This is a genomic window from Aquirufa nivalisilvae (assembly GCF_003143535.1).
In the GTDB taxonomy this organism is placed as follows: Bacteria; Bacteroidota; Bacteroidia; order Cytophagales; family Spirosomataceae; genus Aquirufa; species Aquirufa nivalisilvae.
In genome coordinates, this window is sequence record NZ_CP029346.1 from 1,071,288 (window position 1) to 1,087,972 (window position 16,685).

A 16,685-nucleotide genomic window follows, 5' to 3' on the forward strand; every position below is an offset into this window, starting at 1 on the left:
TTTTGTTTATTATTAAATGCTTGATTTTTCGAATGATAGTTAAAATTAGCCTTTTTTTTAAGAGTAGCAATTGAGGCAAGCAGAAAATTGAAAATGGAGGCAAAATTTGGATTTTATGGGGAAGAGTTTCCTCTATCTAACCCATTTTTTGTATTTTTGAGGTAATTAAATTCTTTCTATGATATACCAATCCATCATTAAGCCTCTGTTGTTTTTGTTGAGTCCTGAAAAAGCTCATTACGTGGTGGCAGACAGTTTACGTTGGATGATGAAGATTCCGGGGGTAAAATCCATCTTTCGTTCATTGTTTCAATTAGAAGATCCTCGATTAACTCGCACGGTTTTTGGTATACAATTTCCTAACCCTGTTGGACTGGCAGCAGGATTTGATAAAAATGCTGCTTTGGTAGATGAATTTTCCAATTTGGGTTTTGGATTTATCGAAGTGGGAACGGTTACACCTAAAGCTCAGGATGGTAATCCTCAGCCACGATTATTCCGTTTACCTGCAGATGGAGCTTTGATCAATCGCATGGGATTTAATAATGAAGGATTGGATGCCATGAAAGCCCGATTGGCGAAACGAACTTCAAAGGTTATCGTTGGAGGGAATTTGGGAAAAAATAAAGTGACTCCCAATGAATTGGCAGAAGAAGATTATTGCTTAGGATTTGAGGCTTTATTTGATGTGGTGGATTATTTTGTAGTGAATGTAAGTTCACCCAATACCCCTAATCTACGCGATTTACAAGAAAAAGAACCACTCAAGAAATTATTAAGTCGTTTACAAGCCTTGAATGCGCTTAAACCTAGTCCCAAACCTATCTTATTGAAAATCGCCCCTGATTTGTCCAATGCGCAACTGGATGATGTCTTGGAAATTGTTCAAGAAACGAATTTGGCAGGAATCATTGCAACCAATACGACGCTTTCCAGAGAAGGATTGCAGTCTGAGTCGAGTTTAACCCAAGAAACGGGAGGTTTGAGTGGTAAGCCTTTGACCCAACGCTCGACCGAGGTAATTGCCTATTTGCATCAGCATTCCAATGGTAAAATACCCATCATAGGCGTAGGGGGGATACATTCAGCGGAGGATGCTTTGGATAAGTTAAGGGCAGGAGCGAGCCTAGTTCAAGTCTATACAGGTTTTATCTATGAAGGCCCTAGTTTAGTCAAAAAAATCAATCAAGGAATCATTCAATCCGGACTATAAAAATGATTTTGTAAATCGAATCAAAAAAGCGAAATTTACACAAAGCATTCATCCTACACCTTTATGGCCAAAAAGATTACTAGTCCTAGCAATACCCTCCAACTGAATTTTGAGAAGGATAGCAATAAGGAATCTGTAAAGAGGAGTGAATTGTCGGGCCGAATCCGCCTCATTGTCGCTAGTTTTCTATTCCTAACAAGTATATTATTGGCCGTAGCCTTTGCTTCTAGCTTTTTTATGGGGGTAGCGGATCAAAGTGAAGTAGAGCGGAGCACCTTGGATGTGATAGAAGGTTCTGACATCCCAGTGAAAAACTTGGCAGGGCTTTTAGGGGCCAAAATTGCACATTTCTTTCTGTTTAGAACCTTTGGTTGGTCATCAGTCTTATTGATTCCTTTGTTTTTATTATCAGCCTTAAAAGTAGGTTTTAGAAAAGAGATTTATTCGGTTGATCGCCTATCTTGGCAAGTGCTTTTTTATGTGATTTGGGGCAGTTTGGTCGCGGGCTTTTTATCCTATCAATTGGATTTACCACATTCATTAGGCGGAGGCGTTGGTTTTTTCTTGAATGAGAAACTACATCAGTTGATTGGCTACATGTCTATTTTTGTGATACTGTTTGCCGGTTTAGTCTTCATGATTTTATTCTACCAATTAAATCCTAAGCCTAAAGCATCCGCTGTGCCAGATGCACCAAGCGCAGACGAGGCAGCACAAATGCCTTTGGTTCCTAATGGGGAAGATGCACTTTTTGAAGAAGATTTATTTGATGAAGATCCAAGCATTCATGTGGATAATGATGATCTGGAGAAATTTAGACCCATCGTTCCTCCATTAAAGGTGAACTCAGATGTAGAAGAATTGGACTTAGATGAGGAATTAGCTACTCAGGATGTCCCAGAAGTTCCTGTAGAAGAAGATTTAACTTTTACCTATAAAGTGGCAGAAGTTGATCCTAATGCACCTGTGGAAGAGGTGGAAGAACTGACCACTGAAACCAAAGCCAATGATCTAGTGGCGCAGTTTGGATTATATGATCCTACGGCCGATTTACCTAAGTACCAATACCCAACCTTGGATTTACTGAAGGAGTATGATGTGAAAAATCAGACAACTCAAGTAACCATGGATGAGCTGAAAGAGAACAAGGAGAAAATCGTGGAGACACTTCAGTATTATGGCATTGGAATATCCAAGATTGAGGCGACGATTGGACCAACGGTAACCTTGTATGAGATTGTTCCCAAAGCAGGAGTTCGTGTCAGTAAAATTACTTCTTTGGAAGATGATTTGTCTCTTTCTTTGGCAGCGATGGGTGTTCGTATTATCGGTCAAATGCCAGGAAAGAATACCATTGGTATTGAAGTAGCGAATAAGAACCGTGAAATGGTACCTGTGCGTGCGGTGATTGGCTCTGAGAAATTCCAAAAGTCGAACTTTGACCTGCCTGTCACCTTGGGTAAAACCATTTCTAATGAGATTTTTGTGGCTGATTTAGCCAAAATGCCTCACTTATTGATGGCGGGTGCTACTGGACAAGGGAAGTCGGTTGGTTTAAATATGTTATTAACTTCACTGATCTATAAGAAGCATCCAGCTACATTGAAGTTTGTGCTGGTAGATCCAAAGAAGGTTGAATTATCTTTATTCAATAAGCTAGAAAGACATTTCTTGGCTTGCCTTCCTGATTCTGAAGAGGCCATTATTACGGATACCAAAAAGGTGGTTAGTACCTTAAATTCCTTGTGTAAGGAAATGGACTTGCGTTATGATAAGTTGAAAGATGCAGGCTGTCGGAATATCAAAGAATACAATCAGAAGTTCATCAATCGTCGTTTGAATCCGAATGATCATGACTTCATGCCCTACATCGTGTTGGTGATTGATGAGTTGGCCGACTTGATGTTGACCGCAGGAAAAGAGGTAGAGCATCCTATTGCACGTTTGGCCCAGTTAGCTCGTGCTATTGGTATACACTTGGTCGTGGCTACTCAGCGTCCATCGGTGAACGTTATTACTGGTACTATTAAGGCCAACTTCCCTGCTCGTTTATCCTTTAAGGTGATGTCGAAAATCGACTCCAGAACGATTTTGGATGCGGGTGGAGCGGATCAATTGGTCGGTCAAGGAGATATGTTATTATCCATGGGTTCTGAGGTGATACGCTTACAGTGTGCTTTTGTGGATACGCCAGAGGTAGAAGAAATTTGTGAGTTCATTGGTAATCAGCAGGGCTATGCTTCGGCGTATTTGTTACCTGAGCCAGATTCGGAGGAAACGGGTGGCCAAGAGCGTGGCGATATGGATTTGAGTAATCGTGATTCCTTTTTTGATGAAGCTGCTCGATTGGTGGTGATGCATCAGCAAGGGTCAACATCTTTGATACAACGTAAATTGAAATTGGGCTATAATCGCGCAGGTAGGTTGATAGATCAGTTAGAAGCTGCCGGTATAGTAGGTTCATTTGGAGGTTCCAAGGCCCGTGATGTGCTAGTAAAAAGTGAAACAGAATTAGAAGAGATTTTGAGAAATTTATAACATAACCATGAAGAAAATTATTGCTATTATTGCCGGAGTATGTATGAGTACCATCAGTTTTGCGCAAGCCACTAAAGCCATTAGTTACATCGATGGGATGCAAAAAAAGTACAAAGCTATGTCTTCTTTTGCGGCGAGCTTTTCATATGCTACCGATGGAGGTGCACCCATGAATGGATCCATTTCGGTAAAAGGAACTAAATTTCGTTTAAAGACCGCTGGACAAGAGATTTTCAACAATGGTAAGGAAGTATCCACTTACATTAAAGAAATCAATGAGGTGAACGTATCGGCCTTTGATCCGGCAGATAATGATTTGAATCCAGCTAAGATTTATTCTTTTGATAAAAAAGCCTATAAAATCTCTTTAGCTGGTGAGGCAGGATCTATTGCCACCGTAGAATTGGTGCCTACGTCTAAAAATGCACAAATGCAGAAAATCAGCATTAAAATTAACAAAGGTGATCATGCAGTTAAAGAATGGACTATTATCAATAAAGCGGGGAAGAAACAGAACTTTAAAGTGCTGAAAATTGAATCCAAATCTTTGGAAGATAAGTTTTTCACTTTTGATAAAAAGCAATATCCTGGGGTGGAGGTGAATGACCTTAGGTAAATTGTAAATTGTAAATGATGAATTGTGAATGGTAAGTGATTTAGAATAGAAGAATTACCCTATACAGAAAAGTAAAAAAGCCCTGAAATTCAGGGCTTTTTTGATATCATTTATATTTTACAATTCATCCATTATAAGACTAGCTGCTTCAAAATCTCCAAGCCATCGATATTAGCTAAATCTGGATCAGCTGCGCGCTCAGGGTGAGGCATCATACCGATCACATTACGACCTGCATTGCAAATACCTGCGATGTTAAATAAACTGCCGTTAGGGTTAGCTACATCATTTACTTGGCCATTTTCATCACAATAGTAGAATAAGATTTGATCATTGGCTTTTAAATCTTCCAATGTCTTTTCATCCGCGAAATAACGTCCTTCCGCATGGGCGATAGGCACTTTATATGCTTTGTTGAGATCCAATGACTGTGTAATCAAGGATTGATTTGTGGCGGCCTTTAGATAGATGTTCTTTGAGATGAATTTTTGAGAATTGTTTCTCAATAAAACTCCTGGCAACAAGTGTGCCTCTACTAATACTTGAAACCCGTTGCAAATACCCATCAAATATCCACCATCATTAGCATGTTTAATCACATTGTCCATGATCGGAGAAAAGCGGGCAATGGCACCTGAACGTAAGTAGTCGCCATACGAGAATCCACCCGGTAAAATGATGAAATCACAGTTTTGAAGACTGGTTTCTTTATGCCAAAGCTTCACAGCTTGATGACCTAAACTTTCAATGACCCCAACGGTATCATCATCGCAATTGGAACCAGGAAATACTACTACGCCAAATTTCATAAGATGCTATTAAATATTGACCGCAAAAATAGCGGTTTTTGTTCAGAATTCCCCGATTAAATTTGCTTTTCTACTTGGAATAAAAAATGCTCAAAGTCCCATTCGGGTGCTTCGGTTAGCTTTATTTGTTGCCAAGTGTCTGTCGGATGGATTCGTTCACCCAATCCTTCCTTATGTTTTATTTCAATGGGTAAGTCAATTTCCCCAGGTACATTTTTCCATTTGTAGCGTAAAGTATACACTCCGTTAGCTTCCTTCAATTGGTATACCAATGTAGGAATATCTGCCCGATTCAGGTAATAGGACATGATGGCTTTGACATTTCGATTCAACTTCTTTTCAAAGAAATTAAGCACTTCCTCGGCATTCGTATTTTTATGGTAGAAGGTTAAACAAAAGTCTTTGATGGTGCTGAACCAAAGCTTATCATCTGCCACGATGGACCGTAAGGTATGAAACATCCATGTACCTTTGAAATACATATCAGAATCTGGACTTTGGTAATTGACACCATAAGGGCCAATGATGGGGAAGCGATTTTTGATGTTGTTTTTTTGCCCGTTCAAATAGGACTGAGCCTGCTCCTTACCTGATTTTTCTTCCAAATAAATGGCTTCAGCATAGGTTCCCAAGGCTTCATGAATCCACAAGTCGGCATGATCCGTGCAAGAGATGGAATTTCCAAACCACTCATGGGCCGACTCATGTACGATGATGAAATCAAAGCCATAGGCATTGTTTTTGTAGTGATTGCCATAGGCCACGGCACTTTGATGCTCCATTCCCCAATAATCCGTTTCTACGAGCGCATAGCCATCTTTAGGGAAAGGGTAGGGACCAAAGTACTTTTCAAAGATGCGCAGCATTTCTTGACTCTGCTGGAAATGTTTTTTAGCTATTTCAGCATTGCTTTGTAGGACATAATAATCCAAATCCAAGGGCTTGCCATTCAATTGAATCATCTTTTCTGACCAATGGGCATAGTCGGCAATGTTAACAGAAACATTGTAGGTATTGATGGGGTATTGCACTTTCCAATGGTATTCTGTACCGAATGGTGTGGGTGTGCTGGCTACTAGATTACCATTAGAAACTGCCATTAGGCCTTTTGGGGCCTCGATACGAATATCCATGGATTCAGGTTCATCTCCTGGATGATCCTTGCAAGGCCACCAAGCTGAGGCACCTAGGCCTTCACAAGATACGGTTACCCAAGGTTTACCTGCGGGGTCTTTGGTCCAAGAAAAACCACCATCCCAAGGTGGGCGAACAGCCTTGCGCGGTTGACCTTGGTAGGAAATTTGAATCTGATGTTTTTGTTTGACTAATAAAACTCGAGGAAAATCGATGAAAAGAGCATTGCCATCTCGACGGTATGTTAGGGCTTTGTTTTCAAATACAATTTGGTCAATGGTCAAGTTGGAGAACAGATCTACTTGGATTTGCTTAGTCTTTTCTTTCACCACAAACTGGATGATATTGGAGCCTGTGATGTAGGTTTTCTCGGGGTCGACCTTCACTTTCAAATCATAGTGGAGCACATCATAGGAAGTACGCGCAGGCCTCAAACTGCCCCTTAGACTATCCGCATGACTGAATTTTTGGGCGGAGAGGCTAAATGAAAATAGTAATAGAAAGGAAAGTTTCTTTAGCATGTTGAATTTTAAAATTTAGATGTCAAAATCTATACATTAAAGCTTACGTGTCAAGTAAGTATAGACAAATATTAGTCTATCAATGACACAATAGCCTGATTCTGTTTCATAATTTGATATATTACATGTTATAGGATAAGAATCTTTACATTTCCAAATACGGATAGCCTCTCTATTGGTATTCATTAATGTAATCTTGAGCGTTTTTACGTGTATTTTTTTGTCTAAACCTCTACTGAAATTCGACAATATCAAGCTTTCAAATAAACTGTTATTGGGGCAAAGGCCTTTTCTTAGTTCAATATTAGAAGCTTTCGTGCCATTTGATGTAGCATCTAAACCATTAATCTCCAGAAAAGACATCTCAAGTTTTCCATACTCCACTTTAAAATAATAGTCCGGATTGGGATATTCAGTCATTGGTCATGGGAAGTTTAAAAGTAAAAGTAGCCCAAGAATCACTTGAAAGCAAAAAAGCCACCCTCTTGCGAAGGTGGCTTTTGAAATATAATCTCAAAAAAGACTAGTAACGGTAATGCTCTGGTTTGAATGGACCATTTTGTGGTACACCAATGTATTCCGCTTGATCTTTCTCTAATTTCTCCAATTTAGCACCAATGTGTGCCAAGTGTAAGAAAGCTACTTTCTCATCCAAATGCTTAGGAAGAATGTATACTTTGTTCTCGTAATTCGCTGAGTTAGCCCAAAGCTCTAATTGAGCTAAAGTTTGATTACAGAATGAGTTCGACATCACAAAAGATGGGTGACCCATCGCACAACCTAAGTTTACCAAACGTCCTTCAGCTAAAACGATGATGTTTTTGCCATCAATCGTATACATGTCAACCTGTGGTTTGATTTGGTCTTTTGATGCACCGTAGTTATCATTTAACCAAGCCATGTCAATTTCATTGTCAAAGTGACCAATGTTACAAACAATAGCCTTATCCTTCATCGCTTTGAAGTGACGATCACGAATGATTTTCACGTTACCCGTTGCCGTTACAAAGATGTTAGCACGACTAGCAGCTTCATCCATCGTTACAACCTCAAAACCGTCCATAGCAGCTTGCAATGCACAGATTGGGTCAATTTCAGTAACCAATACACGGCAACCTGCACCACGTAATGATTCTGCACTACCTTTTCCTACGTCACCATATCCTGCTACAACTGCCACTTTACCAGCTAACATTAAGTCGGTAGCACGACGAATCGCATCGACTAATGACTCTTTACAGCCGTATTTATTATCAAATTTAGATTTTGTTACTGAGTCGTTCACGTTGATCGCTGGTAAGAATAAAGTACCATTTTTCATACGCTCATATAGACGGTGAACACCCGTAGTTGTTTCCTCAGAAAGTCCTTTGATACCAGGGATTAATTCTGGATAATCATCAAATACCATGTTGGTTAAATCACCACCATCATCCAAAATCATGTTCAATGGTTGTTTTTCTTCTCCGAAAAACAATGTTTGCTCAATACACCAGTTGAACTCTTCTTCGTTCATACCTTTCCAAGCATAAACAGGGATACCCGCTGCTGCAATAGCCGCTGCTGCGTGATCTTGTGTAGAGAAAATGTTACATGATGACCAAGTAACTTCCGCTCCTAAAGCAGTTAATGTTTCAATCAAAACCGCTGTTTGGATAGTCATGTGCAAACATCCTGCGATGCGCGCTCCTTTTAAAGGTTGAGCTTTTCCAAATTCAGCACGTAAAGCCATTAATCCTGGCATTTCTGCTTCTGCTAATTGAATCTCTTTACGACCCCAGTCGGCCAATGCAATGTCTTTAACTTTAAATGGTACGTAAGTACCGGATTGTGATGCCATTGTGTATGATGTTGAATTGAATTTTCTTAATAAAGTGCAAAATTAGTTCTTTTTTTGATAAAGAGGAAATGTTAGTTATTTAATGGAACTCAAAAGGAATAAATAGGTTTTGAAGCCCTTTTAAATAGTTTGAAATGAGTGGAGTATTATGTCTATTTAAGTATAATAATTTGTTTTGAGCTCATTTTGTTTTCCCAAATGTTAGTTTTCTTCTTACTAACATGCAATTCTTGTTAAATTATTAACAAGAATTGGTAACATACAAACAATAATAGTGAAAAATCTTTTTTTGAATTATTGTCCCTTCAAATATCATAATATAAAATTGTGTATTTGAAGTCGTTTAATCTTTGATTATTTGGGGTCAATTATTTCTAGAATTTGTTTTTTAAACCACTCAGTTGAAGCTAGTTCTTTAGGCTTAATACCATATTTATCAATGAAATCTTTATTCAAATGATCTTTAGTACTAAATGCTTTAAAAAATATTTCAATATTATCCGAATTTAAATATTCGATAATTTCATTTTCATTGGGTTTATCTATAATTTTTTCTGTCGCAATTTTTAATTCATAATATGAAGACCTGGCTTGTTTATAAATTGAAATAATGTGGTTTTTATTTTGATTTTTCTGTCTAGTAATTTCAGTAGTATATTCTGAAATACTCAAGTTGTTAATACCTAACTCAGCAACATTTGATGGATGATATAAATAGTTTTCAAAGCAATAGTAATTCAATATATAATAATTAGGATATTTACTTCTTAATCTAATAATTTCAGAATCAAGTAGAAAATCTCGATCTCTTAAACCATATTTGCCTATACTTGCTTTTGTTTGGCTAAATACTCCACTTGCATCTTTTTCTGAAATGAAAGATACATTAGCTAATTCTAAGTCATTCAAGTACTGAGAATTTTTGTTTTCACAATAAATTATTTTTTCTTCAGATAAACGATCTCTAGAAATATCTGTTACCAAACTACTTACAAAAACCATTGTCAAACTATGGTGACACATGACTTTTTGTATATTTGTTGCTTCACACCTTCTAAGTAAATCATAAGAATAGAAAAATGGATTTTCAGAACTGTAACATTCATCACAGTTACAATGTATCATTTCATCTACCTTTAGTCTTTGAAAATCTTTATTTATTTCAAGTAAGTTTTTTCTAATGATGGCTAGAAAATCCTTTTTATTATCGCCTGATAATAAAATTGTAATTTTACTTTCGAAATATTTTTCACGGATTAATGCATAGGTATTTTCATATTTTAATAATACTCCATATCTCCAATATTTATTGTCATAAATATCACGGTGCATTTTAACGATTAACCTAGAAAGAATACCTTTAGGCATAAACTTATACCTTAATTCAAACATAATTAATTCATTTTCAGGAATCCATTCAATGTCTATTTCGTCTACTGGAAGTAATCTCGGAACTAAATAATCACCATTTTCTAACTCAAAACATAGGTCAAATTTTTTGTTTCTCATTAAGCACAAGAGTTGAGGCATTTTTTCTCTGTAATCATGATCCGACCAAATTCTATTAATATCAGCTAGGGAAAATCGTCCTTTTTGTTCAATTACAGTTTTATCATCCAAGATTTTATATACACCTTTGGTTACCCATTCATGATTTAAGAAAATTGTATCTTTTAATTCGAAATCATTTTGAAAGTGCAATATTACTCCCAAATCATGAAAATATTCACTTAGGAATAATGCAGCATCGTGATCTCTGTAATGCATTTTACAAATATCTAAGTACTGAGCTTGATTAATATAGTTTAAATTAGATTGTTTAAGTTTTTCAATTTCAAACCTAATATCAACCCATACCTTAGGTAGTGGTGTTCCAATATGAGGCAATTGAGAGGTAATTTCAATTAATTCATTTTTAAAGCTTATAAAATCAAGTCTATATTCTTGTTTTAAACTAACTTTAAATAATTTCTTAAGATTAGGAAATGACTCTTGAAATTCTTTGAAAGGTATTTCTTTATTGGTCTGGTCGGCTTTATTTAAAACCATAATTATTGGACTTTGGTCGCCAAGTAACTTTATTATATTTAACCAATAATAAAAATCTTCATGACGATCTTCTTTCCTTGATTCCGTCACGATCATGTATATTGATCTCTTTGTAAGGAAAAATTGGTGAGTAGAATGATATATTTCTTGTCCACCAAAATCCCAGACATTAATTTGTAAATCGCGCTGAATGCTGGGATTTATTGATTTCACTTGATCTTCTGGAATTATCCATTGTTGAATATTTATTCCTTCGGTACTAATTTCATCTTCTAATTCATATTCATCATCCATCAAACCTTTAGAAAGGCAAGTTTTTCCTACCCTACCTTCTCCCACAATTACTAATTTTGCTTCATATAGGTATTCTGGCACATCCATTTGTTGAATGAAATTTCTAATAGAATCAACTCCTCTTGCTACAATTTCAGGTGGTAAAAGGTCGAAGGGGTTCCCCTCAAGAAATAAAGAAGTTAGTTTTGGAAGATTCGCAACTTTAGATGGTAAATGAGTTATTTTATTATTTGATAAATTCAAATAAACTAGATTTGACAATTCACTCAAATCCTCACTTATCTCCGAAATAAGATTATTAGATAAATTTAGTCGAGTTAATTTTTTTAATTTTTTTATTGATTTAGGAATTTTAGTAATCTGATTTTTAGTTTCAGAGAAATCATCATTACTTAAATCTATAATTACGAGGTCAGGGCAATTTTCAAAAATTATTTCAGGAATTTCAGAAAGTCCACAATTCTTCAAATCTAGTCGGTTCCACCCGTGAGTAATTACATTTTTTAACGCATTTGAAATTTTGTCTTCAATTGTCATATTTAAAGGTTTTGATTTAAGATACTAAAAATCAGTATAAATAGATTTGATTGGTTGAATTATTATTGAAGAAAGTTTACTTATTGGTGGTTGGTAAATTTAAATAGAAGTTATTTTGATATTTATTAAATTTACAGGCTTTTAAACCAGCTCTGTTTCTTAATCACATATTCGAAATGTAATACCTTGTTGCCATAATGGTCAAAATCCACTTCTGCTACTTTCTTTGCACCCAATTTCTGAATGGCTTGTTGTGAGCGCATATTGTTTGCCCCAATGTGAAAATACACCTGATCCACATATTGGAATGCATAATCCAATAAAAGCTTCTTGCAGATGGCATTCGTTTTTCCTCCCCAATAGGCTCTAGAAAGGAAGGTAAAGCCAATCGAAATGCTGGAATTTTCTGGCTTAAAATCATAAAAGCGCGTGGATCCTATCACTTGATTGCTTTGGGGATCCAGTATCAAAAATGCCGTTTGACTAGCGACTGCTCCATCAAAAAACAATTGAAATACTTCTCTTCGATAACGATCGGAACTAGGATGTTGCTCCCAAATCAAAGGATCTGATGCCACCGCATACAATATCTCAAAATCATTCGGACCTAAAGGTGTAAGTCGAACGGTTTCATTTTCAAGAAAATCAGGTTGCCAGTTAATGGGTGACATGGGTTGATTTTAAATAGAACAGATACATTCAAATTCTCAGGATATTATTCCAAAAAAGGTAGTACACTTTCCAATGAAATACCTCGAGAGCCTTTCACTAATAAATAACTGTTTTTAATGGGATGATCTTGAAGCCAATTGTGAAGGCCAAATTTATCAGGAAAATAATAGGCCTTAGGTAAATGAATCAAGGCATGTTGCATGTGCTGACCAACCAATAAGACTTTATCAAATCCTTGTTGGGCTATCAACGCACCCAAAGCTGCATGTTCTTCCGCAGAAGCATCTCCCAATTCGAACATATCACCGAGTATAACAATTTTGGGATTGTTTTCTGTCTCAGCAAAATGTTGGATGGCAGCCGCCATCGACGATGGATTGGCATTGTAAGCATCCATCAATACTTGGTTGCTACCAATTTGGATGTATTGAGAACGGTGGTTGGTGGGAATATAACTTCGAATTCCCTCGTGACATTGCTCATCTGTTAGACCAAAATGTTTCCCTACGGCCAATGCCATTTGAATATTTTCAAAATTATAGATGCCTGGTAAATGACTACGAACTTGTAGGCCATCCTTCGTTTGGTAAACCACCGTAGGCTTAGCCTCCACCAATTCTGTATATAAAGCCTCATTGGCAATGATCGTACTTTTAAATACTCTTTCTGCATGCATGTCATGCACCACGTTTTTGTCATAAGGCAAAAACACCGTTCCCTCATGTTGAGCTAGAAAGTCGAACAATTCCCCTTTCCCTTTTTTGATTCCTTCAATACCTCCAAAACCTTCTAAATGGGCTTTCCCAATGTTGGTAATTAATCCATGTGTCGGTTGGGCTATGTTAACCAATTCTTCAATGTCCCCTTGTTTATTAGCCCCCATTTCGATCACAGCAATTTCATGGTTGGCTTGTATGGCCAAAACGGACAGAGGAACACCGATGTGATTATTTAAATTTCCGGTAGTAGCAAAGCAGTGAAATTTTTGAGACAGAACAGAAAATAATAATTCTTTGGTGGTCGTTTTACCATTTGACCCTGTTAATCCAATGACTGGAATGCGCAAGGTTTGACGGTATAGTCTGGCTAAATCTTGCAAAGCTTGTAATCCATCCTCCACCAAGAGTGTGTTCGGGATGTGAGCAAAAGCTTCATCATCAATGACGGCAAATGCAGCACCTTTGGATAATGCTTCTTCTGCCAATTGGTTGGCATTAAAATTGGGACCTTTTAGAGCAAAGAATAGATTACCTGGAGCTATCTTGCGAGTATCCGTAGATACACCACTAGCTTGTAAAAATCTTTCTAAAAGTGTTACATTAGAGGTCTTCATCATAATTTAGATTACCAGGGTTTTTGGCTTACAAATATCGAATGAAAATTTTAGTATTCTTATTTTTTGGATTCCTAAGCTCGGAAATTATTGCCCAGGTCCCATCGTGGAAGCAAAGTTCGCAAATCCCCGTTAAAGTCAATCAATCGTTTTTAACGAATCCATGGGCTGGTGGCTTTAATTCCGTGCAAGTGGAAAGCATGGATTTGAATGCTGATGGACTAGAAGATTGGGTGATTTTTGATCGGAGTAGCCAAAAATTGAGCACTTTTTTGCGGAGTAGAGATGCTTCGGGACAAATTTCCCAGGTATATAGCCCTCAATTTGAATCCTATTTTCCCAAAATAGAAAACTGGTTTCATCTAGTAGATTATAATGGAGATGGAAAGAAAGATTTATTCTGCTCGGCTCCAGCCGGTATGAAAATATACCAGCATATACCAGGGGCGAACGTTTCCTTTCAAATTTTGGCTGATCCCGTTTACTCCGAAGGTTTTTCGGGGAAAATCAATTTGTATGTAGCAGCTTCTGATATTCCGGCCATTGGGGATGTTGATGGCGATGGAGATATCGATGTGCTGGCCTTTGAACCGGCAGGACATTATGTGGAATTTCATGAAAATGTGGCAAGCAAAGGTTCAGGATTGATTCAATTTAAGAAAACGGTGGATTGTTGGGGCGACTTTATTCACAATGATTGTGAAGATGTTGTTTTAGGCAAATCATGCAGCACGACCTACATACCTTTTCAAGTAAAAGGCCCTAATCAAGTCATGCATTCAGGGAATAGTCTGGCATTGTTACCCAACAAAAATGGCTTGCCTGATCTCTTGTTTGGTCATGTTTCTTGTCAAAATCTCATTCATTTAATCAATACGGGAACGGCATCCAAGCCTCAATTCAGTCAGTTGAATTACCATTTTCCAACAGGCAACCCCGTTCAAGTAGGTGCTTTTGCCTCTGCTTTTCCCCAAGATGTGAATGGCGATGGGAAATTAGATTTGTTGGTATCTAGTAATACCTATGATAATGCTTTGTATAGCCAAGATTTCCAACACTCATTAGCCTATTATCAGTGGAATGGTACTACTTGGGAGGAAAAGAATTCGGGCTTTATGCAAGATCAAATGTTGGATGTAGGAGAAAATGCCGCGCCGCTCTGGTGGGATGCTGATGGGGATGGAGATTTGGATTTGCTGATTGGAAATAGTGGTATTCGTGGAGCTAGCGGTGTGCGGGCTAGTTTAACTTATTATGAAAATGTAGGTACAGCCCAGCAAGCTTCTTTGCTTTTGAAGAGTAGCGACTTTGGTAATTTTAGTGTCGGAATTCAAGGCACGGATATTATCCCTCAAGTGGTGGATTGGGATGGGAATGGAAAGAAAGAATTATTGATTTCATATCAAACTTTTGTGGGAGCCAAATTAGCTTTATATACTTCAAATAATAAGTGGCAAGAAATACCCATATCCGTTCTTCAAGTAGGAGAGACTCCCATGTTTGTGGATTGGAATCAAGATGGAACATTGGATTTATTGGTTTTGGAAAAGTCGGGAAGAATACGGTCGTATCAATACAAAACAGATAAATCATTGCTTTTGGACAATCCCAATTGGGCCAATCTGGTTCAAGACCTAAATTTCATTCCAAAAAGTCTTAGCATATTGGATGTGGATGGGGATGGAAAAATGGAATGCATCGCTTTTAATCGGATGGGTAAAGCACAATTGATCAACTACAGTATGGATGGAAAAAGTGCAACTCGATCAACAGCTTTTACTAGGACGGCTGATTTTGGAGAACGTGTTTGGCCTAGTGCTGCCGATTGGAATGGGGATGGGAAGATGGATCTTACCCTAGGCTTAGGTGCAGGTGGTGTTCAGTTGTTGGAAAATATAAGTACTATCCCTGTTGCCGAACAGCTAAATCAAGATGGCTTACAAGTTTGGCCAAATCCAGGCAAAGGCCCCATTTTTGTGATGAGTGCAGCAGAAGGTGAATTAAGCTTTTTGGATTTGCATGGAAGAGTCATGATGAATCCTATGTCCATTCAAGCCAAAGAAACCAAGACGATTCTATTACCGAAAGGTTATCAAGGAAGCTTGTTTGTCCGTTGGCAAAATCTGGCCGGTCAGACCCTAGTAAAGCGTTTGTTGATCGACTAAAAGAATTTATCAGCCCCAAGGATAATTTGACGAAGGCTAACGATGATAATCACCATACCTACTAAAATCATCATGGATTTGATTGGAAGTTTGTTGGCCAACCTGGCTGCAATAGGAGCGGCGACCACACCGCCCAAGATTAAGCCAATGATAACCTGCCAGTAACCTAAGCCAATGACCGTAAAGAAGGTCAAAGAAGAAGCTAAGGATACAAAAAACTCGGTTAGGTTTACACTACCGATGGTATATTTGGGATGACGACCAGAAGCAATCAAGGTAGATGAAACGATAGGGCCCCAGCCTCCACCACCGATGGAATCTAAGTAACCACCAAAAAGAGCTAACAGGCCTACTTTTTTCAATTGGCGTTTTTCTTGTCTTTTGATCAATGCCTTACGAATGATGATAGCTCCAAGAAATAAGGTGTAAATAGAGACAATTGGCTTGATGTACCCAGCATAATCTTCTAAACTAGAAATCACATAAGCACCAAGAATAGCTCCAATGATACCTGGAATTACTAAGGTTTTAAAAAGTTTGGAATTAACATTCCCAAATTTTAAGTGCATATAACCCGAAACACCCGATGTAAATACTTCGGAAGCATGGACACTAGCCGATGCTGCAGCTGGAGAAATACCCACTGAAAGCAAAAAGGTAGTAGCTGTAACTCCATAGGCCATACCCAAAGCTCCATCAATCATTTGAGCAATAAAGCCTCCCAAGACATAATAAAGGATTTCGGAATTTACCGAAGAGAAAACCACTTCTATTTTTTCAAAAGTCACATAGGTAAACAATAAATGCCCCACAATCATTAAAGCCAAAGCATTACTGATGTGTATAATGACCTCGGTGATGCTTCTTTCTCGTTTCCAAATGGTTTGCACCGCTTTGAAAATACTGGGGAAGTTTCTCTTTGGTTCTGGACTTGAAGGGATATTTTGGGACATAATGGTTGACC

At 37.7% G+C, this 16,685-nt stretch carries 12 protein-coding genes; 4 read left to right on the forward strand and 8 right to left on the reverse strand.

Features of this window, described 5'->3' with window-relative positions:
• The first annotated feature begins 181 nt into the window (after nt 1-181).
• From HME7025_RS04740 to HME7025_RS04750, 3 genes are all read left to right on the forward strand, one after another.
• Nucleotides 182-1,213, forward strand: a complete 1,032-nt coding sequence (locus tag HME7025_RS04740) for a quinone-dependent dihydroorotate dehydrogenase (protein WP_109324991.1) — start codon at nt 182-184, stop codon at nt 1,211-1,213.
• A gap of 63 nt (nt 1,214-1,276) precedes the next feature.
• A complete protein-coding gene (locus HME7025_RS04745; protein WP_109322539.1) occupies nt 1,277-3,751 on the forward strand; it encodes an FtsK/SpoIIIE family DNA translocase in 2,475 nt (824 codons plus the stop codon).
• A 7-nt stretch (nt 3,752-3,758) separates the two neighbouring features.
• Complete coding sequence (locus HME7025_RS04750) at nt 3,759-4,367, forward strand: LolA family protein (protein ID WP_109322540.1); 609 nt, start codon at nt 3,759-3,761, stop codon at nt 4,365-4,367.
• A gap of 131 nt (nt 4,368-4,498) precedes the next feature.
• On the opposite strand, the gene purQ is transcribed toward HME7025_RS04750, so the two are convergent.
• From purQ to HME7025_RS04785, 7 genes are all read right to left on the reverse strand, one after another.
• A complete protein-coding gene (purQ, locus tag HME7025_RS04755; protein WP_109322541.1) occupies nt 4,499-5,176 on the reverse strand; it encodes a phosphoribosylformylglycinamidine synthase I in 678 nt (225 codons plus the stop codon).
• Between the two features lie 56 nt (nt 5,177-5,232).
• Nucleotides 5,233-6,831 carry a M1 family metallopeptidase gene (locus HME7025_RS04760; protein WP_109322542.1) on the reverse strand — a complete coding sequence of 533 codons (1,599 nt, stop codon included), beginning with the start codon at nt 6,829-6,831 and terminating at the stop codon, nt 5,233-5,235.
• A gap of 36 nt (nt 6,832-6,867) precedes the next feature.
• On the reverse strand, nt 6,868-7,251 hold the full coding sequence (locus HME7025_RS04765; protein ID WP_109322543.1) for a hypothetical protein: 384 nt from the start codon (nt 7,249-7,251) through the stop codon (nt 6,868-6,870).
• Between the two features lie 103 nt (nt 7,252-7,354).
• Entirely contained in the window at nt 7,355-8,671 is a 1,317-nt protein-coding gene (gene ahcY / locus HME7025_RS04770; RefSeq protein ID WP_109322544.1) for an adenosylhomocysteinase, read from the reverse strand.
• Nucleotides 8,672-9,025: 354 nt separating this feature from the next.
• The gene (locus tag HME7025_RS04775; protein WP_109322545.1) at nt 9,026-11,551 is read right to left on the reverse strand and encodes a COR domain-containing protein; all 2,526 of its coding nucleotides are present in this window, start codon (nt 11,549-11,551) and stop codon (nt 9,026-9,028) included.
• A 131-nt stretch (nt 11,552-11,682) separates the two neighbouring features.
• Entirely contained in the window at nt 11,683-12,222 is a 540-nt protein-coding gene (locus tag HME7025_RS04780) for a GNAT family N-acetyltransferase (protein WP_109322546.1), read from the reverse strand.
• A 44-nt stretch (nt 12,223-12,266) separates the two neighbouring features.
• Nucleotides 12,267-13,559 carry a UDP-N-acetylmuramoyl-tripeptide--D-alanyl-D-alanine ligase gene (locus tag HME7025_RS04785; protein WP_317046243.1) on the reverse strand — a complete coding sequence of 431 codons (1,293 nt, stop codon included), beginning with the start codon at nt 13,557-13,559 and terminating at the stop codon, nt 12,267-12,269.
• A gap of 38 nt (nt 13,560-13,597) precedes the next feature.
• On the opposite strand from HME7025_RS04785, the gene HME7025_RS04790 reads away from it, so the two are divergent.
• On the forward strand, nt 13,598-15,721 hold the full coding sequence (locus HME7025_RS04790) for an FG-GAP repeat domain-containing protein (RefSeq protein ID WP_109322547.1): 2,124 nt from the start codon (nt 13,598-13,600) through the stop codon (nt 15,719-15,721).
• Here HME7025_RS04790 and HME7025_RS04795 read toward each other — a convergent pair.
• Nucleotides 15,718-16,674: a sulfite exporter TauE/SafE family protein gene (locus HME7025_RS04795; protein WP_226998279.1), complete on the reverse strand. Its 957-nt coding sequence runs from the start codon at nt 16,672-16,674 to the stop codon at nt 15,718-15,720. The two genes, HME7025_RS04790 and HME7025_RS04795, sit on opposite strands and share 4 nt — an antisense overlap.
• Nucleotides 16,675-16,685: the final 11 nt, after the last annotated feature.

Coding starts and splice junctions, on each gene's coding strand:
- HME7025_RS04750 (WP_109322540.1), top strand. CDS start 3,759: ATGAAGAAAATTATTGCTATTATTGCCGGAGTATGTATGAGTACCATC.
- purQ (WP_109322541.1), bottom strand. CDS start 5,176: ATGAAATTTGGCGTAGTAGTATTTCCTGGTTCCAATTGCGATGATGAT.
- HME7025_RS04780 (WP_109322546.1), bottom strand. CDS start 12,222: ATGTCACCCATTAACTGGCAACCTGATTTTCTTGAAAATGAAACCGTT.
- HME7025_RS04785 (WP_317046243.1), bottom strand. CDS start 13,559: ATGATGAAGACCTCTAATGTAACACTTTTAGAAAGATTTTTACAAGCT.
- HME7025_RS04775 (WP_109322545.1), bottom strand. CDS start 11,551: ATGACAATTGAAGACAAAATTTCAAATGCGTTAAAAAATGTAATTACT.
- HME7025_RS04745 (WP_109322539.1), top strand. CDS start 1,277: ATGGCCAAAAAGATTACTAGTCCTAGCAATACCCTCCAACTGAATTTT.
- HME7025_RS04795 (WP_226998279.1), bottom strand. CDS start 16,674: ATGTCCCAAAATATCCCTTCAAGTCCAGAACCAAAGAGAAACTTCCCC.
- HME7025_RS04790 (WP_109322547.1), top strand. CDS start 13,598: ATGAAAATTTTAGTATTCTTATTTTTTGGATTCCTAAGCTCGGAAATT.
- HME7025_RS04765 (WP_109322543.1), bottom strand. CDS start 7,251: ATGACTGAATATCCCAATCCGGACTATTATTTTAAAGTGGAGTATGGA.
- ahcY (WP_109322544.1), bottom strand. CDS start 8,671: ATGGCATCACAATCCGGTACTTACGTACCATTTAAAGTTAAAGACATT.
- HME7025_RS04760 (WP_109322542.1), bottom strand. CDS start 6,831: ATGCTAAAGAAACTTTCCTTTCTATTACTATTTTCATTTAGCCTCTCC.